Here is a 17946-nt window from a genome sequence, read left to right as displayed (position 1 = left end):
CATCCCCATCGCTCACTCCGCGCCGCCGTCCGTCGGCTCTCCCGCCGCCGTGGCGCTCGGATACACCCGGCGCCGAGAACACCTCCCGCCGAGCCGGGGCCGCACCACGCCCGTCGTTCCCTGGAGGAAGCATGCCCTTCGGAGGGTTCAGCTCCGGAGCAGTCCCCCGCCCACACCCCGCTGGGGCCGCACCGGTGATGGCCGGATCGTCGGCCTGGCGCCTGGGCAGCCACCCCGTCCGGGTTCTCCCGACCTCTTCCCACCATCGCAGGGTCTTCGTTCTCGGCCATTGCGGCGCCGGCGACGTCGAGTTGTCGCAACTGAGCGCCTCCAATCCGCCCATCGACCTCACCTGGCGCTGGCCCGGCACGTCGGCGCCGATGTCGAACGCCTGGCGTGCGCGGTGTTCCTGCCATCGGTCCCCACACTGGCCGGCTCGACGTCCTTCTTCGCCGGAATCCGCCAACTGAGCAGGCCGGGTTCCGGACGGTCAGGGCGCTGCGGGAGGCCGGGCACTGGCTCGGGCGGGTCTGCGACGAGGTGGTCATGGACGCCCTCGCCGCCGAGTTCACCGGGCCTTCGGCCGTGACGCCGCTGATGACCGAATAGAGTCGCGCGACACACCGTGGCGCGTGTCCTCGGCGCTCTTCGACACCTCGGGTACGGCGCGGCCAGGCGAGTACCTTCTCCACGTGCTCGGCACCGTACTGGTGGCCGAGGCCCGGGTTGCCGATGCCCCGTTGGCGCGCCCAGCGGCGGTTGCCGTCCATGATCAGCCCGATGTGCCCGGGCAGTTCGCCGCCCTGGAGCCGCCGTCGGAGCCGCCAGGTGTACAGGGCGTAGCGCGGGTCGGTGAGGCGCACCGTCGGAGCCGCTCTTCGCCGCCGTCACGCTCCACATCGTCACCGCCGACTCCCCCGCCGGGACCTGACCCGGCACGGCCCGCGGTCAGTCGATTCCTCCGACGATGCGGAAGTCGCGCTCGAAGCCGTCGGGGAGGGCCACCAGCGCCTTCTGGTACGCCTCGCTCTCGTAGGCCGCGACGGCCTGTTCAAAGCTGTCGAACTCGATCAGAACGACGCGTTGCGTGATCCCGGCTTCATGGGCGACGACTCGACCGTCCCGGGACAGGAGGCGCCCACCCCCGGCCTGGACGGCCGGACCGGCCAGATTGTTGTAGGCGGTCAGCGTCCCAGGGGCGGAAATGACGGGGTAGACGCTGACCCAGTAGCCCTTGGGCATGGAACCTCCGGTGTTGGGACGAGTGCATCCGACGGACGTGTTGGCCTTGGACGAGCGTCGGCGGACTGCGGCCGGCATGGCATCACGATCAAGCCGCTCCGGCCGTCAGGCCGTGGTGCGGTCGGGAAGCAGGCGGGCGCGCAGGAATGCGAGGACTTCGTCGCGGGCTCGCACGGTGGGGTGGCCCTCCTCGTCGACGAGGTGCGCGGTGAGCACGCTGTGGGGAGTCCGGACCAGGTCGCGGAAGAACGGCGGCGGTTCGGGGTTCGCGTGCTCGCCGGGCAGGACCCGGCCGTCGAAGCGGTCGCCGAGCAGTCGTGCGTAGGCGGCGAAGCGTTGGCCGGTACACCACTTGTCGGTGTCGAAGCGCAGGCCGAGCGCGGTGAGTCCGTCGCGCTCGAACCGCTCGCGGATGGCGGCCTCGTCCTCGGCCGACAGCTCCAGGGCGGCCGGGTCGTCCAGCGGCAACGAGGGCTGGCCGAGGACCGGGGCGATGACGGCCGGTTCCAGCGTCATGCTCAGCGCGAAGTTGCCGGTGAAGCACATCCCCACCGCGCCGACGCCCGGTCCGCCGCACTCGTCGTGCGCGGTCCTGGCCAGCGCGCGCAGCCACACCGCCACCGGACTCGTGCCACCGCCCGCGAACGCCCTGAACTCCTCACTGACGCACGCCCGCTTGACGATCGGCTCGGCGAGCTCGACGGTGGGATACGCCCCGTCGACACCGAAGAGCGAGGGCACGTAGACGGTGAACCCCGCATCGCGCACCCACCCGGCGAAGCGCACGACGTCGGGGCTGATACCCGGCATTTCGGGCATCACGACCACCGCAGGCCCGCTCCCGGCCACATGGACGGTCTTCTCGCTCCCGGACAGCGAGAGCACGCGTTTCGCGAAGCCGTCCAGCCCGGCGCCACCGTCGACACTCATGATCTGCGCCCCCATCTATGCGATCGACCGGTCGTCATTATTGCGGCACACTATACGACCGATCGATCGCCTACCATGGGCGCATGGCCCCCGACACCCCCCACTCCGCCGCGGACTCCCCCGCGCCGCGCGCCGACGGTCGCCGCGCCCGCGGCGACCGGACACGGCACGAAGTCGCCCGGCAGGCGGCCATGTCCGCGACCGTGCACGGCCTGGACGCCATCACCGTCGGCGCGCTCGCCGCCCGGACCGGGCACAGCAAGAGCGGCATCCTCACGGTGTTCGCCAACCGGGAAGCCATCCAGCTCGCCGCCGTCGCCGAGGCCCGCACCCTGTACCTGCGGCACGTCGTCGAGCCCTCGTGGCCCGCCGCCCCGGGGCGGCCCCGGCTCTGCGCCCTGCTCGACAACTGGGTCGCCTACCTGCGCGACGGCGTCTTCCCCGGCGGGTGCTTCATCACCACGACCTCGGTCGAATACGGCCGTCGCAAAGGCCCCGTCGCCGACGCGGTCCGCGACCTCGTCCGCGAGTGGCTGCACCTGCTGGAGTCCGAACTGTCCGCCGCCGGCAGCCGCTTCCCGGCCGACGACGCCTTCCGCATCGACGCCTACCTGCGCGCTGCCAACACCCGCTACCAACTCTTCGGCGACGTTACCGACTTGGACCGCGCCAAGCGCCTGTCCCTGGACGTGTTCAGCCCCTGACGCCGCCGCCCGAAGGCGCCATCTCCGGCAACGAGCGGATCGTCGGGCCGACGCAGGACCCACGAGCCGAGTACGACGTCCGGCGCGGCCGCGTTCGCCACCGGCCCTGGACCCGCGGCTCGGCCTTCCCGGCGACGAGGCCGAGCCCGCTTCCACCACCCGCGCCGGCCGCGGCCCCGGCCGGGTCGCCGACGGTGGCTCACACCAGCAGCAGGGTCTTGCCGAGGGCGGTGCGGTTCTCGACGGCGGCGTGGGCGTCGGCGGCCCGTTCCAGCGGGAAGGTCTGCCCGATGAGCGGCCGTACGCGGCCCGCCATCGCCTCGACCGTGATCTCGCGGGCCCAGCGGGCGAGGTGGGGGCCGAAGCCGAAGAGCTGGTCGATGCCGATGACCTCCACGTCCGCGCGGCGCGCGTCCGCGGGGTCGACGGAGGTGGCCGCTCCGCTCGCGGCGCCGTGGACGGAGAAGCGGCCGCCGCGGGCCGTCACCCCGAACGCCGCCCGGCCGATGTCACCTCCGACCCCGTCGAAGACCACGTCCGCGCCGGCGCCGCCGGTGAGCGCGCGCACCGCCTCCGTCCAGTCGGGCTCGCGGTAGTCGACGGCCGCCTCGGCACCCAGCTCGCGCACGGCGTCGAGCTTCCGCGCCCCCCGGCGGCGCCGATCACCCTCGCCCCTGCGGCGCGGGCGAGTTGGACGAGGAGGCTGCCCACCCCACCGGCCGCGGCCTCCACCAGGACCCACTCCCCGGGCCGGATCCGGGCGTGCTCGACCAGCCCCCACGCCGTGCTGCCGTCGCTGTGCAGCGCCACGGCCTCGGGCAGGCCGAGGCCCTCCGGGGCCGGGACGAGCGCCTCGGCCGACGCGGTCGCCCGTTCGGCGAAGCCGCCGGTCTCGCCGGTGCTCGCGAGGACCCGCCGCCCCAACCAGGCCGGGTCGCCCCCGGCACCGACCGCGTCCACCCGGCCGGCGACCAGACCGCCCGGCACGTAGGGCAGCGCCGGCGGCTCGTGCCAGGGATCGGTGCCGCGCCTGATCTGCGTCTCGACGAAGGTCAGCCCGGCCACCTCCACGGCCACGACCGCCTCCCCCGGCCCGGCCACCGGATCCGGGACCTCCCCCACCACCGGTTCCTCCGGCCCGAAGCGGTGTACCTGTACGGCGCGCATGGTGCCTGCCTCCTGTCGGTGTGTCAGTTCGAACACCCCCAGCGTGCGAGATCAACCCCGCTTGAGGTCAAGCGACCGCACGGCCACCGCCCGGACCCCCTGACCACGCCGTGCGTCTCGGTTACGCTCGTCACCGCCAAGATCGAACGACGAGGGGGGACCGCCATGCCGTACAGCGCCGGCGCGAACGTGAGGTTGACCAGGGAAGTGCAGGTCACCGCGGGCGGCGCGGCCGCCGGGGCCGGCTCCCCGGGTGCACTGTTCCTGGCCGAGGGCCTGGTCGGCATCGTCACCGGCGTCGCGAACGAAGCCCGCGGTGCGGCGCAGGCCGCACTCGCGGAGTTCGATCAGCAGGTCCGCGGCAGCCACTTCTCGGGCTTCACGGCCCACGTGGTCGACGGCCTCCGCCAGCAGATCATCCAGCAGGGGGCGTTCGACACCGGAGCCGGCGCCCGGGCCCAGTACCGGGTGCGCTTCGAGAACGGGTTCGTCCTCGACGGCCTCGACGAGGACTGTCTGACCGCGATCTGAGGGCCGGCCCTCAGCCGGGGTAGGCGATCGAGCCCAGCGGCGGGCAGGGGGCGAGCGCGGTGTCGGCGCCGGGCCGTTCGACGAAGGCCCGCGCCTCGGCGGCCCGCTGGCGCTGGGTGTCCAGCACGTCGGCGTGCCAGGCGTCGCGCCGGGCGTGGGCGTAGTCCCAGGTGTCGTCGATCAGGCTGAGGCTGGTGTTGCCGGCGCTGCGCTGGAACTCCGCCTTGACGGCCGCCTGCTGGAGTGCGGTCTGGGTCGCGGCGAGTTCGATGCGGGTGATCAGGACGCCGGGGGTGTTCGGCTCACGGGTCGGCATGGGGGCCTGCGGGAGCAGGGACACCCCGGTGTCGTAGCGGCCTATGTTGTCAACGGTCGCCTGCTGGGCGTCCCTGATCGCGGTGTGGATCTCCCGGTGCAGCCAGAAGAACTCGTCGAGGTCGGCCTGGGTGACGCGGATCCGCCGGTACAGGGCCTGGAACCGGGGATCCCGGTGCAACGGGCGCATGAGCGGCAGGTGGAGCGCCACGCAGTCGTTGTAGCCGCCCGACACCGCGGCCTCCAGGTGGAGCAGGGTCAGTTCCGCGTCCCCCTGCGCGCACGCCAGGCCGCCGAGGCTCGCCCGGCCCGCGGCGGCGAGCCACATGCCGTCGGGGCCGAGCGCCGCGGCGCGCGCGACGACGTCGTGGAAGCCCCTGGTACCGACCGCGGGGGCTCCCTTGGTCAGGAACTCCACCAGCACGTCGTGAAGGCGGGCCGCCAGTGAGTTGACGGTGTCGGCCATGGATCTCCTCGGACCTCGGTGGGGAAGAACTGAGGGGCCGTCGAGCCTGCGGGCGACCCCCGTGGAGATGACGGGAGGGCGGGGCGAGCGGTTCCTGCGGCGCTCCCGGCAACGCGTACGGACCGCCACCGCTGGATGCGGTGGCGGTCCGGTGCGAACGCGGTCGAACCCCGGGCCGGCGCGGAGCCCTACGCGGGGCCCGTCGCCCGCTCGTCGGGCAGGTGCCCGGCGAGCGGCCTCAGGTAGCGGTCCCAGATGTGCGCCTTGTCGTACGGGCCGTCGCCGTCCGCGTCACGCTGCGGCTCGTCGAACCGGACCCAGTAGGCCAGTTCGCCGGGGCGGGCCGACGTGTGGAGCACCGGTTCCGGCGGGCTCGGGACGTACTGGACCGTCCCGTCGAACTCCCTCTGCCACGGGCCGTCCCACTCCGGGTCCTGGACCACCCTGACCCGGGTGCCTTCGGGAAGGATCGGAAGGCTCATCAGGAGCGGTCCTTGAACTTGTAGTCCTGGGCCTCGAAGGTCCGCCTGTTGTACACGTAGTGGACCTCCACGCCGTCGACGGTCTGCTCCATCTTCACCCAGCCGTCCTCGGCGGGCCAGCGCGGGTCCTTCATGACGGTCGGGAGCTGGTTCCCGTACTGGGGGTACTCCTTCACCAGGTCCATCGCCCGCTGCTCGTTGCTCCCGCCGGCCGAGGTCCGTCCGGTGGACGCGCTGGCGTCGCTGAGGGCGGTCTCCATGCCCTCGCCGAAGCGGCGCACACCGTCGGTCGCCGTATAGGCGCCGCCCACGATCGCGGCGGTGCTCACCGCGATGGCGGGCGCCCCCGCGAGGCAGCCCACGCCGGTGAGGCACACCGCGCCTCCGGCGAAGTCGCCGGCGGCGCCGGCCTGCACCATGACGAAGCCGAGCGCGGTCTCACCGGCACCGATCCAGACGTCGGGGTTGGTCACCACGGACACGGTGTAGGTGGCCGCGGTCCGCAGCGGGTCCGCGAGCCAGTCGGGCAGCCAGGAGTCGTCGGAGCCCTGGTCCTGGTTGGCGTTGTCCTTGCGCCACTGCTCGACGATCTTCTGCCACTGGGCTTCCTTCGCCTGCTGCTTGGCCACGGCCGCGGCGAAGGCGTCCTTGGCCGCGACATCCGCGGCGGCCGAGTCCTGCCCGGCGGCGAGGGCGGAGGCCTTCGCCTGCTCCGAGACCGTCCGGGCCTCGGAGGCCGAGCCCTGGGCGGCGTTCGCGGAGAGCTGCGCGCGCGTGGCGGAGACGACCGCCCGGGTGGCGGCGCGGTTGGCGTCGGCCGCCGCCCGGCGGGCGGTGAGGGCCGACTGCGCCGCGCGGGCGGCCGAGTCGTCGGCCGCCTTGGCGGAGCCGGCCGCCTGCTGCGCGAATCCCTCGGCAGCGTCGGCGGACTTCCGGGCCTGGTCGGCGTAGCTGGCCGCCTCCGCGGCGGCCTGCCGGGCGAGCGCCGCGGTCTGGCCCGCGAGTTTGGCGTTCTGCTGGGCGAGGGCGGCGACCCGTTCGGCCCCGGCGATCAGGTTCTGGATCTGGGCGACGTGGGCGGTGGTCAGGTCGTCGCGGCGCTGTGCCCGGTACTGGCCGATCCGGACGAAGGCGCGCAGGTCGGCGGCCGGTCCGGCCAGGGCCACCTCGGAGGCGAGCTTCATCTCGGGCCCGCCGGCCTCCGCGAGCTGGGCGGCGCGGACGCGGTCGTCGGCCTCCTGCGCGGTGTACTGGGTGGTGGTCAGGAAGGTGACCAGGGCGCCGACCGTGCCCGCGTTGAGGGCGGCGTTCGCCGCGTCCTTGACGCCGCGGCCGCCGGCTTCGCCGATCCTCGCGATCTGGACCCGGTAGTCGGCCGCGGCCGCCTGGTCCTTCCCGGTCTCCAGGAATGCATGGATCCCCGCGCTGTCGCCGTTCAGGGCGGTCAGCGCGGCCGTCCGCAGCGCGGTGACCCGCGTGTCGTAGGCGAGGTGGAACAGGTGGGCCCGTTCGTCCCGGGCGGCGGAGGCCTGCCAGCCGGTGCGGACGTAGTCGATCACGTCCTGCGCGGAGCCGGCGAGTGCCGCCTGTGCGGCGTTGCGGCTCCAGGGGCCCCGGATCTTCATCGCGGTGAGGGCCATCCGGCGGCCGTCGGCGACCACCACGGCGGGGTCGGTGCCGGGCCGGGTCGCTTCGGCGGCGAGCCGGGTGGCCTCCGTCTCCAGCTTCCTGGCCTCGTCGGCGGCCCGGGCGGTGCCGGCCTTGACGAGGTCGTCGGTGGCGCGCAGGTCCCGGGCCTGTTCGACGGCGGCGGTGGTGCGGGCGGTGACCTCCTCCTGCTCGCTGCGGCGGGCCAGGGCCTCCACGGTCTTCGCCTGGGCGACCGCGGCCGAGGAGGCGTCGGCGGCCTGCTGGGCGGCGGCGGCGTGGGCCGTGGACTGCTGCGCGGCCTGGCCGGCCTCGCCGGCGTGGGCGGCCGCGTTGTCGGCGGCGGTCGCGGCGTTGTTCGCGTGGCCGGCCGCCGCGTAGGCCGCGTCGTGGGCCTGGGTGGCGGCGGTGGCCGACTCGTTGGCGAGCGCCGAGGCGGCGTTCGCGGAGCGGGTCGCCTCGCGGGCGTTGCGGCGGGCGGTGTCGGCGGCCTGCTTGGCCTCCGCCGACGAGGCGGACGACTGGCCGGCGAGCGAGCCGGCCTGCTCGGCGGCGGTGGCCGCCGCCTCCATGTTGCTGCTCGCGCTCTGGGCGGCCTTGGCGGCCTGGCCGGCGGCCGCGGCGGCCGTGCCCGCCTGGGCGGCGGCGTCCGCGACGTCGCAGGCCAGCTTCGCCGCGGTCCGGGCGTCCTCGGCCGCCTTGCGGGCGGCCGCGCCCTGCTGGGCGTCGGTCGCGGCGAGCGCGGCCGCGTTGCGGGCGTTGGTCGCCGCCCGCGCGGCACCGGAGGCGGCGTTCGCGGCCTGGGAGGCGGCGTTCGCCGCGAGCCGGGCGGCGTTGTTCGCCGCCCGGGAGGCGGAGATCGCGGCCTTCGCGGCGTCTGCCGCCCGGCGGCTCGCGTCGGCCGCGCGGGCCGCCGCGGCAGCGGCCCTGACCGAGTCGCCCTGGGCCGCGGCGGTCTCGGCGGCGGCGGTCTCGGCCGCCTCCTTCGCCAGCCTGGCGGCCGAAACGGCCCGCTCGGAGGCGTCCTTGGCGGCTTCGGTCTCGCGGGACGCCTGCGCGCCGGCCTCCTTGGCCTGCTTCGCGAGCTGCTCGATACTGGCGTGTTCCTCGTCCCGGGCCCGGGCGACGAACTGGCCGACGGACAGGAACTCCCGGATGTCCTCGATGGAGCCGTTGAGCGCGAGCGACGCGGCCCGCTGGGTGGCCGGACCGCCGACCGCCTCCAGCTGGGCGACGCGGACGCGGTCGTCCGCGTCCCGCTGGACGAACTGGTCCTTCGTCAGGAACCGGCGCACGTCGTCGATGGTCCCGTTCAGGGCGGCGTTGCCGGCGCCCTGGACTCCCCGCCCGCCGGCCTCCACGGACTTCGCCGCCAGCACCCGGAGGTCCTGCTCCAGGGGTGCCTTCCAGCCGGTCGCCAGGAAGGCGTCCAGCTCCTGCGGCGTGCCCGCGAGCGCGCGCTCCGCCGCCTGGCGCAGGCCGCGGCCCCCGACCGCGACGAGTTGCAGCGCCGTCTGCCGCGCGTCCTTGCCCGCGGCGGCCGCGCGATCGGCGTTCAGGAAGGCCTGGATCCGGGCGTCGTCACCGGTCAGGGCCTCCTCGGCCGCGGCCTGCACGGCGGGGCCGCCCGCCGACCAGGCCGCCACGGTCTTCCCGCGGTCCGACACCTGCGGAGCCGGCACCTCGTTCGCCGTGCTCGGCACGGCCGCGACCAGTGGACCGAGCATCACCAGCGGCAGCAGTCCCCGGTACAGGGCGCGTCGGGCCCGACGGCCCCGACGTTGTGGATGTCTCCGTTCCGAACCCACTGGTCCCCCCATCGCATTCGATTCATTCGCTTCGGGCCCGCGGACATCCGCCGAGGGCCGTCCGGCGGAAATCACTTCTCCGCGGACGGATCCTTCTCGGGGTTCCGGGCCGAGCCGCCGCACATATGCGGGCCGTCAGAGCATAGTCCGGCCGTGCCTGAATTTCCGATGCCAATACCCCGCGGATTTCGGACGCCCGATGGCGGATTGGCGCATCCGGCTTGCCCGGTGACCGGTTTTGGCGGGCGAAAACCGGTCCGACACGGATGGTTCGCCAACCATCGACCCAATGCCCTCAATTCTTGGCGCAAGTATGAGAATTCGCGCGTAGCACGCCACGCCGCTCATTCGATGGCACAGCAGTCCGATCCGGAATTCGCCGGACAATTCGCCCAATTGTCGAGCAAACGATCCATTTCCCTTCTTGTGCCGGATCGAGAGCGCTGAAATGATCAGCCGGGGCGCGCACCGGCACCGGTGTCGGCCCGCACAGCAGAGCCGCAAGGGGGAGCAGCATGCTGGAGGTGTTCATGAGGTCTGCCGCGATACGCCGGACCGCACCGGGCCGTACCGCCGACGAATCCGTCGGCGCCGCAGCGCAGGACCGTCGTAGCGGTCGGAGCGCGCGGGCATCCACATCTCCGCAGCCCTCGGCCTGAGCGTCCGGGGACGCGCTTTCTCCCATTCGGTCTCCAGGGGGGGCCAAGCCGTTCCGGCAACGGCGGGTACGCCACTTTCGACCGGCATTCCCCGGCGCGCGGGGTACCGGCCTAATTCACTCCTCGGCGCGCCTTCAGCCGTTTCCGCGGCACGACTCGACAGGATGACGGCCTGTTCGGGCGTGCGCGGCCGGCGCCATGACCTCGATTACATCCACCGACGGAAACAGGGGATTTCTGGCACATGTTCCACCGACGACAACTCATCGGTCTGTTGGCCGCGGTCGGCACGACCGTCGCCGTCATGCAGGGCTTCACCACCGCCGCCGTGGCGGCGGGCGCCGCGAACACCGGGGCGCCGAGCGCCGCCGAGGACGGCGCCTATCCCGCTGCCGCGCAGATCCTGGCGGAAACCGGCGCCACCGTGGTCCGCGGCGACGGACGCATCACGGTCACGGACTGCGCGAACCCCTACCAGATCAAGGTGTGGGCCCGCACGGTCACCCTGCACGACAACTGGCTCTGCTTCGCCGCGACCGGCCCCTCGGGCTACCTCGCGGTGAACATTCCCGATGCCTATCGGGTCCAGACCGTGGACCGCGACGTGAAGGCCAGCCTGTCCACCAACGGCCAGGCCCAGAGCATCGACGTCCCCCGCAACACCGCCAAGGGGTTCGGCGAGGCGTCCCCGACCTCCGGGCTGTCCACGCTCCTCGAACTCCGGGTCACCGGCTCCGGCACGGCCCCCGCGACGGGACAGCCCGCGGACCCCGCCACCGCCTTCACCACCCACCTCGCCTTCGGTGACCAGGGCCGCACCTGCACGGGTGCGCTGGTCGACCCGCGCTGGGTCCTCACCGCGAAGTCCTGCTTCGCCGACGACCCCGCGAACCCCGGCACCGTCACCGCGGGCGCGCCCCAGCAGGCCACCACCGCCACCATCGGCCGTGGCGACCTCGCCGCCGCCGGCGGGCAGCAGATCAGGATCACCGAGCTGGTCCCCCACCAGGACCGCGACCTGGTCATGGCCCGGCTGGACACCCCGGTCTTCGACATCGCGCCCGTCGCGCTCGCCGCTACAGCACCTGCCGAGGGCAGCGCGCTGACCGCGGCCGGCTTCGGCCGCACCGCCACCGGCTGGACCCCCGGCAAGCTCCACACCTCCGCCGTCACCGCGGGCACCGTCGCGGCCGGCGGTCTGGATGTCACCCCCACCGCGCCCGGCCTGATCTGCAAGGGCGACGCGGGCGGGCCGGTCTGGCGCACCGAGAACGCCAAGCCGGTCCTCACCGGTGTCATCTCCCGCTCCTGGCAGGGCGGCTGCCTCGGCACCCCCGCCACCGAGACCCGCACCGGCGCCTACGAGACGCGGGTGGACGACCTCGGTCCGTGGATCACGGCCCTGCGGGACCGGCGCTCCGCCGCCGTCAACGAGGCCGGCACCGGCCGACTGCGCTTCACCGACTTCGACGGTGACGGCAAGCCCGACTACCTGACGGTCGAGGACAACGGCGCCGTCAAGGTCTGGCTGAACCGCGGCGGCGACCCCGCCGGCGGCGCCGGCTGGCAGGGCATCGGCCAGGTCGCCACCGGCGTCACCACCGACCGCAGCCGGGTGCGCCTCGCCGACTTCAACGGCGACGGCAAGGCCGACTACATCGTCGTCAACGCCGACGGCTCGGTGAACGTCTGGCTCAACCACGGCGGCGACCAGGTCACTCCCTGGGAGCCCATCGGCCGCGTCGCCACCGGCGTCACCAACCGCCAGGACCAGGTCCGCTTCGCCGATTTCGACGGCGACGGCCGCGCCGACTACCTCGTCATCGAGGACAGCGGCGCCGTCAAGGTCTGGCTGAACCGCGGCGGCGACCCCGCCGGCGGCGCCGGCTGGCAGGGCATCGGCCAGGTCGCCGCCGGCGTCACCTCCGACCGCAGCCGGGTCCGTCTCGCCGACTTCAACGGCGACGGCAAGGCCGACTACATCGTCGTCGCCTACGACGGCTCGGTGAACGTCTGGCTGAACCACGGCGGCGACCAGGTCACCCCCTGGGAGCCCGTCGGGCGCGTCGCCGCCGGTCTGACGACGGACAACAACGCCGTCTTCCTGACGGACTTCACCGGTGACGGCCGTGCCGACTACCTCTGGAACCCCGGCGACGGCAGCACCAGCGCGTACGCCAACAAGGGCGGCGACGGCCACGGCGGCTGGGACTTCCTCGGCCGGATCGCCTCCGGCGCCTGACCCCGGACCCGGGCCCTGGCAGCCGCTGCCCACGGCGGCCGCCAGGGCCCGGCCCGCACTTCTCTCCCCTCCCCTCTCCTCCCCCGGACTGGACACCCATGAAGCGCACCTCCCTGATCGCCCTGGCCTCCCTCGCCGCCGTCCTGGCCTCCGGCGCCGTTCCCGCGGCGGCATCGGCCCCGCTCCCGGCCCCGCTCCCCGCCTCGGCACCGACCTCGGCACCGGCGCCGACGCCGCGCCCGATCAAGGTCATGCCGCTCGGTGACTCGATCACCGACGGTGCGGGAAGCTCCACCGGGGCGGGCTACCGCGCACCCCTGTGGGACCTGACCGCCCAGCAGTCCCCGTACACCGTCGACCTGGTCGGCACCTCCTCCTCCGGCGCCGCCGGAGACCCGGACCACGAGGGGCACAGCGGCTACCGGATCGCCCAGGTCCGCGCGGACATCGACCGCTGGCTCTCCGCCGCCGACCCCGACGTCGTCCTCCTGCACCTCGGGATCAACGACCTGAAGTGGGACCCGAACGCCGACCCGGTGCAGGCCGCCCAGCGGCTGTCCGAGCTGGTCGACCGCATCTTCGCCGACAAGCCGGGCGTGACCGTCATCGTGCAGGGCCTGCTGACCGCCACCCCCGGCCTGGAGCAGAGGACCGCCCTGTTCAACCGCGAGTTCACCGCGCTCCAGAGCCGGAACCAGAGCCCGGCCGACGGACCCTCGGGCCGGCACTTCCGGTACGTGGATCCCGCGAACCTCGACGCCGCGGCCGACCTCCCGGACCAGTTGCACCCCAACGACGGCGGCTACCGCAAGATGGCCGAGGTCTTCCACCAGGCCCTGGACCGGGCCGTCGCCGACGGCTGGGTCTCCCGCCCCGCGGCTCCCCGGGCCGGGAACGAGGTCGGCGGCAACGGACGCGTGCGGTGGGCGGACTTCGACGGTGACGGCAAGCCGGACTACCTGACGGTCGAGGACAGCGGCGCCGTCAAGGTCTGGCTGAACCGCGGCGGCGACCCCGCCGGCGCGAACGGCTGGCAGGGCCTCGGCCAGGTCGCCACCGGCGTCACCACCGACCGCAACCGCGTCCGCCTCGCCGACTTCAACGGCGACGGCAAGGCCGACTACATCGTCGTCAACGCCGACGGCTCGGTGAACGTCTGGCTCAACCACGGCGGCGACCAGGTCGCGCCCTGGGAGCCCGTCGGCCGCGTCGCCACCGGCGTCACCAACCGCCAGGACCAGGTCCGCTTCGCCGACTTCGACGGCGACGGCCGCGCCGACTACCTCGTCATCGAGGACAGCGGCGCCGTCAAGGTCTGGCTGAACCGCGGCGGCGACCCCGCCGGCGGCGCCGGCTGGTACGGCATCGGCCAGGTCGCCACCGGCGTCACCACCGACCGCAACCGCGTCCGCCTCGCCGACCTCGACGGCGACGGCAAGGCCGACTACCTCCTGATCAACGCCGACGGCTCCGTGCACGTCTGGCTCAACCGCGGCGGCGACCGCCACGGCGGCTGGCTCCCCCTCGGCCAGGTCGCCTCCGGCGTCACCGACCGGCAGGAGCAGGTCGCCTTCGCGGACTTCGACGGCGACGCCCGTGCCGACTACCTCCGGACGGACACCGGCGGCGCCGTCAGCGGCTACGCCTACCGCGGGGGCGACAGCGGCGGCGGCTGGGCCAACCTCGGACAGATCGCCGGCGGCGCCTAGAACGGTCCGAGGCCGACCCGGCCGAGCCCCCGGCTACGACGCCGCCGCCGGCTCCGGGACGAGGACGGCGCGCAGGTCCGCGACGGTGCGGCGCCAAGCGGCGGCGTCCTCCGACTCGTCCCAGAGCTCGGCGAGTTCGGACTCGTCGGCGAGGACGCGGTCCAGGGCCTCGGCGGCGAGGGGGCGGAAGTCGTCGGGGAACGTCGGGAGGGGCTGCTCGGGGCCGTAGCTGGTGGTGACCGGCTCGCCGCCGGGGCACTGGGCGGCGATGAGGGCGGCCGCGGCCACGGCCTTGGCCGCCTCGTAGGAGTCGAGGTAGTCGTCCGACGCCGTGCCGACCACGTCGGTCAGGACGCGGCGGATCACGGCCTCGCGCTCGGCCGGGGCCGCGTCGTCCAACGCGCCGGAGAAGTCCGCGGCGGTGTCGTTGTCGAAGTGGCCGATGTCCCAGGTACCCATGGTGCTCTCCTTCGGATCAGTTCACGGGAAGCCTGGCATCGGCCACTGACAATCGGCCGTCGGCCACCGGCGGACGGCGGCTGTCAGCCGCCGGCGGCCTCCGCGATGCGGGCCTCCAGGGCGGCCGCCAGCGACTCGACGGCGGCCCGGCCGAAGGCGTGCTCGTTGTAGCGGAGCCAGCAGACCAGGGAGCCGTCGGGCTGTTCGGTGGCCGCGAGCTCGGGGACGTGCCGGTCGCCGCCGGGGAGCGGGTAGGGGACGGTGGCGCTGCGCGGTACCTCCCAGGCCGTGCAGGCCAGGCCGGGGAGCTGCGCGGGGGCGTTCCAGCTCTCGTAGCGGAGCCAGGCGGCGAACGGCACCATCGGGCTGAACTCCGCGAAGGGGTACAGCTGGTGGTCCAGGGCCGCGGTGGCGGTGTCGCGGACCCGGGCGAGGAGTTCGGCGAAGCCGGGGACGCCGGAGGCGTCGACCCGCAGCAGCAGGGACTGTACGAAGCAGCCGACGGCCTGTTCGGCCTCGGGCGAGGTCCGGCCGGGCACGGGGGTCATCAGGACGAGGTCGTCCTGGCCGCTGCGCTCCGCCAGCAGCCCGAGCCAGACCGTGGCCAGGGCCTGGAAGGGGGTGGCCCCGGCCTCGGCGGCCCGTTCGCGCAGGGCGGCGGCCCGGGCGGCGGGGACGGCGAGGCGGTGGGCGGCGCTGAGCACCGTCTCGGTGTCGGCGCGGCCGGGGAACGGGTGCACGGCCTCGGGCGCGCCGCCGAGGGTGCGGGCGAAGTGGGCGCGGGAGACCGGCCAGTGGGCGTTGGCGCGGGTGACCAGCTCACCGAGTGTCGGCATCGGGCGCGGCGGGGGTGCGGGGCGGCCTCGGCGCAGCGCCGAGTAGATGACGCCGAGGTCGCGCAGCAGCACGCCGACCGACCAGCCGTCGCCGACGATGTGGTGGACGGCGAGCAGCACGGCGTGGTCGTCGGGGGCCCGGCTGACCACCGCCAGGCCGGTCATCGGGCCCTTGCCGACGTCGGTGAGCCGGTCCCGGACGGCGATCAGCCGGGCCGACACCTCGTCGTCGCTCTCGCCCGGGGCGTCGACCAGGATGGCCTCGACCTCCGGCTCCGCGTCGACCACGGCGCGCCGCACGCCCGGCGCGGCGCCGGGCACCGGCACGAACCGGGTGCGCAGCGCCGGGTGGCGGCGCACCGCCTCGTACAGCGCCTCGGTCAGCAGGTCGGGGCGCAGCGCCTCGGTGACGCGGAACATGACGGCGACCGAGCCGACGTTGCGGCCCTCGGCCTCGGCCATCCAGCGCAGGAAGTTCTCCTGCTGGGAGGTGAGCGGGATGTCGTGCGGCTGGGCGCGCAGCTCGCGCAGGAACGGGGAGAGCTCGGTGTCGCCGACCGGGGGCGGGGCGTCGGCGTTCTTCGGGGCGGCGGCGAGCCAGGCGGCCTGGGCGCGCAGCGAGGGGCGTTCGAAGACGAGGGCGGTGCTCGCGGTGACGTCGAACTCGGCAGAGACGGCAGCGGCGAGCTGGACGGCGCGGAAGGAGTCGCCGCCGAGGGCGAAGAACTCCTCCTCCACGGCCTCGACGGGCCGGCCGAGGATCCTGCGCCAGACGGCGGCGAGGGCGCGTTCGTGCTCGGTGGCGGGCGGGGTGCCGCCGGCCGCCGGGGCCGGTTCCTCGAAGCGGGCGCGCAGGTGGTGCTTGACGACCTTGCCGCTGGGGTTGCGGGGCAGCCGATCGGTGACCAGGATGCGGACCGGCAGTTCGGCGCGGCCGAGCCGTTCGGCGAGGAAGAGCCGCAGTTCGTCGAGGTCCAGGCCGTCGGCGGCGGGCACGACGGCGGCCACCGGCACGGCGCCCATGACCGGGTGCGGCAGGCCGAGCGCGGCGGCGTCGGCGACCCGCGGGTGGGCGTGCAGGACGTCCTCGATGCGCAGGGTGGACACCTTGAGGGCGCCGGACTTGATGACGTCGCTCTCCCGGTCGATCAGGTACAGGTAGCCGTCGGCGTCGAGCCGGCCGAGGTCGCCCATCCGCACCCAGCCGTCCCGGAAGACGGCGGCCGAGGCGTCGGCGCCGGCGGTGTAGCCGCGCGGCGGGCCGGGCTGGCGCAGCCAGACCTCGCCGACGGCGCCCGGCTCGACGGGGCGGCCGTCCTCGCCGAGCAGCCGCAGGTCGCCGGGGTTGGCGGGGCGGCCGACCGAGCCGGGGCGGCGGGCGTCGACGACGGCGGATATCTGGGCGGGGGACGCCTCGGCGGAGGTGTAGGTGTTGACCAGGGCCGCGGTCGGCAGGGCCTCGCGCAGGGCGGCGGCGACGGGGGCGGGCAGCGCGGCGGCGGAGGAGCTGATGAGCAGGACACTGCCGAGGTCGTGCCGGACGGCGACGCCCGAGTTGAGCAGTTCGACGGCCATCGACGGCACCAGGAAGACGGTGCCCACGCGGTGCTCGGCGACGGTCCGGCCGAACTCCTCGGCGTCGAAGCGCGGCAGGCAGATCGTGGCGGGCGCGGCGACCAGCGCGTTGACCAGGACCACCTGGGCGGCGTTGGTGCCGATCGGGAAGGCGTGCACCGCGTGCGCCGAGTGGGCGTAGGGGCGCGGGCGCGGGTCGAGCCGCTGGCCGGCGGTCAGGCTGGCGTGGGCGGCGTGCACGCCCTTGGGCGCGCCGGTGGTGCCGGAGGTGCCGATGACCTGGGCGAGGTCCCCGGGGGCGGGGCGGTGCGGCGGCTGCCCGTCGCCGGCACCGGCCGCCTCCAGGTCGGCGAGCCGCAGGGTGCGGAGGCCGGCGGCCGAGGCGCGCTCGTCCTCGGCCGCGGGGGCGACGGCGAGGACGGCCCCGCTGTCGCCCGCCAGCCGCGCGGTGTCCTCGGCGCTGAGGTCCTCGCGGGCGACGACGCCCGCCGCGCCCGCGTAGTGCGCGGCCAGGAAGGCCACCGCGTAGTCGTCCCAGGCCCGGTTGGGGAAGAGCAGCAGCACCCGCTCCCCCGGGCGGACGCCGGCCCGCGCGAGCCCGTGGGCGGCGCGCACGGCCCGTTCGCGCCACGCCCGGTAGTCGAGCACGGGGCGGCCGGGTACGAGCAGCGCGGGCCGGTCGGGGTGCCGCCGGGCGCGGTCGTCGAGCAGATCGGTCAGGGTGAGCGCGTCGGGCGGCGAACCGGCGGAGGCGGGAACGGCGCTGACGGTGGATCGGGTGCTGATGACGACTCCCGGAAGAGGCCAGGGCGGGTGCTGGTCCAGACCGTAGCGGCTCGGCGCGGTCGCCCGCCAGAGCCGTCCCGCCCCAACCGGAACCGCTCCCCCCGCCACCCGGCGGTTCGGCGAACTGCGGCGACGGGCCGTGGGACACCCGCCGAGGCGTCCGGAGCACCGACGGCCCCGTCCGGCTTGCGGCCGGGCGGGGCCGTCGGACGGTCGCCGCCGGAGCACGCCCTCCCCCGGCCGCGGGCTGGAGGAAACGCCCGCCGATCCGGCGTGATCCGAGAGGGCGGGCCTCGTCTCTAGCCCGCCCGGGCGGTCCCGGGGGTGTCGCACCGGCGGGTCGCCGCGGGCGGCGGCCGTCCGGCCTAGCGTGGGCCAGCCGCGGACC

Annotated in this window: 13 protein-coding genes and 2 pseudogenes; 5 read left to right on the top strand and 10 right to left on the bottom strand. The window is 74.7% G+C overall.

Features of this window, described 5'->3' with window-relative positions; genetic code table 11:
* Positions 1-396: 396 nt before the first annotated feature.
* A complete protein-coding gene (locus ACFC0B_RS11965; RefSeq protein WP_376085116.1) occupies positions 397-609 on the top strand; it encodes a hypothetical protein in 213 nt (70 codons plus the stop codon).
* Positions 610-674: 65 nt separating this feature from the next.
* Here ACFC0B_RS11965 and ACFC0B_RS11960 read toward each other — a convergent pair.
* The 3 genes and pseudogenes from ACFC0B_RS11960 to ACFC0B_RS11950 form a co-directional block, all read right to left on the bottom strand.
* Positions 675-770 (bottom strand): annotated as a pseudogene (locus tag ACFC0B_RS11960) (undecaprenyl diphosphate synthase family protein); the annotation flags it as partial.
* Between the two features lie 178 nt (positions 771-948).
* Complete coding sequence (locus ACFC0B_RS11955; protein ID WP_376085084.1) at positions 949-1242, bottom strand: DUF1330 domain-containing protein; 294 nt, start codon at positions 1240-1242, stop codon at positions 949-951.
* Between the two features lie 105 nt (positions 1243-1347).
* The gene (locus ACFC0B_RS11950) at positions 1348-2172 is read right to left on the bottom strand and encodes a dienelactone hydrolase family protein (protein WP_376085082.1); all 825 of its coding nucleotides are present in this window, start codon (positions 2170-2172) and stop codon (positions 1348-1350) included.
* A gap of 83 nt (positions 2173-2255) precedes the next feature.
* Between ACFC0B_RS11950 and ACFC0B_RS11945 the strand changes: the two genes are divergently transcribed.
* Complete coding sequence (locus ACFC0B_RS11945; protein ID WP_376085081.1) at positions 2256-2876, top strand: TetR/AcrR family transcriptional regulator; 621 nt, start codon at positions 2256-2258, stop codon at positions 2874-2876.
* Positions 2877-3075: 199 nt separating this feature from the next.
* Here ACFC0B_RS11945 and ACFC0B_RS11940 read toward each other — a convergent pair whose 3' ends face one another.
* The gene (locus ACFC0B_RS11940; protein ID WP_376085080.1) at positions 3076-3504 is read right to left on the bottom strand and encodes a zinc-binding dehydrogenase; all 429 of its coding nucleotides are present in this window, start codon (positions 3502-3504) and stop codon (positions 3076-3078) included.
* Between the two features lie 263 nt (positions 3505-3767).
* Positions 3768-4043 (bottom strand): annotated as a pseudogene (locus ACFC0B_RS11935) (alcohol dehydrogenase catalytic domain-containing protein); the annotation flags it as partial.
* A 165-nt stretch (positions 4044-4208) separates the two neighbouring features.
* On the opposite strand from ACFC0B_RS11935, the gene ACFC0B_RS11930 reads away from it, so the two are divergent.
* Positions 4209-4574, top strand: a complete 366-nt coding sequence (locus ACFC0B_RS11930; protein ID WP_376085078.1) for a hypothetical protein — start codon at positions 4209-4211, stop codon at positions 4572-4574.
* A 10-nt stretch (positions 4575-4584) separates the two neighbouring features.
* Here ACFC0B_RS11930 and ACFC0B_RS11925 read toward each other — a convergent pair whose 3' ends face one another.
* From ACFC0B_RS11925 to ACFC0B_RS11915, 3 genes are all read right to left on the bottom strand, one after another.
* Positions 4585-5355, bottom strand: coding sequence for a hypothetical protein (locus ACFC0B_RS11925; RefSeq protein WP_376085076.1), 771 nt, complete (start codon positions 5353-5355; stop codon positions 4585-4587).
* A 188-nt stretch (positions 5356-5543) separates the two neighbouring features.
* Positions 5544-5837 (bottom strand): ferrous iron transport protein A, encoded by a 294-nt coding sequence (locus ACFC0B_RS11920; protein WP_376085075.1) that lies wholly within the window; start codon positions 5835-5837, stop codon positions 5544-5546.
* Positions 5837-9211, bottom strand: coding sequence for an ALF repeat-containing protein (locus ACFC0B_RS11915; protein ID WP_376085073.1), 3375 nt, complete (start codon positions 9209-9211; stop codon positions 5837-5839). The genes ACFC0B_RS11920 and ACFC0B_RS11915 overlap by 1 nt, the downstream gene beginning before the upstream one ends.
* A 984-nt stretch (positions 9212-10195) precedes the next feature.
* On the opposite strand from ACFC0B_RS11915, the gene ACFC0B_RS11910 reads away from it, so the two are divergent.
* Positions 10196-12193 carry an FG-GAP-like repeat-containing protein gene (locus ACFC0B_RS11910; protein WP_376085071.1) on the top strand — a complete coding sequence of 666 codons (1998 nt, stop codon included), beginning with the start codon at positions 10196-10198 and terminating at the stop codon, positions 12191-12193.
* Positions 12194-12291: 98 nt separating this feature from the next.
* Entirely contained in the window at positions 12292-13902 is a 1611-nt protein-coding gene (locus ACFC0B_RS11905; RefSeq protein ID WP_376085069.1) for an FG-GAP-like repeat-containing protein, read from the top strand.
* Positions 13903-13935: 33 nt separating this feature from the next.
* On the opposite strand, the gene ACFC0B_RS11900 is transcribed toward ACFC0B_RS11905, so the two are convergent.
* Positions 13936-14361: a DUF4259 domain-containing protein gene (locus ACFC0B_RS11900; RefSeq protein WP_376085067.1), complete on the bottom strand. Its 426-nt coding sequence runs from the start codon at positions 14359-14361 to the stop codon at positions 13936-13938.
* An 83-nt stretch (positions 14362-14444) separates the two neighbouring features.
* Entirely contained in the window at positions 14445-17666 is a 3222-nt protein-coding gene (locus ACFC0B_RS11895) for an AMP-binding protein (protein WP_376085065.1), read from the bottom strand.
* Positions 17667-17946 lie beyond the last annotated feature (280 nt).

Source organism: Kitasatospora sp. NPDC056184 (genome assembly GCF_042268405.1).
GTDB lineage: Bacteria > Actinomycetota > Actinomycetes > Streptomycetales > Streptomycetaceae > Kitasatospora.
The sequence above is the reverse complement of the archived record's forward strand: the minus strand, read 5'-3'. Positions and strand labels throughout refer to the sequence as shown.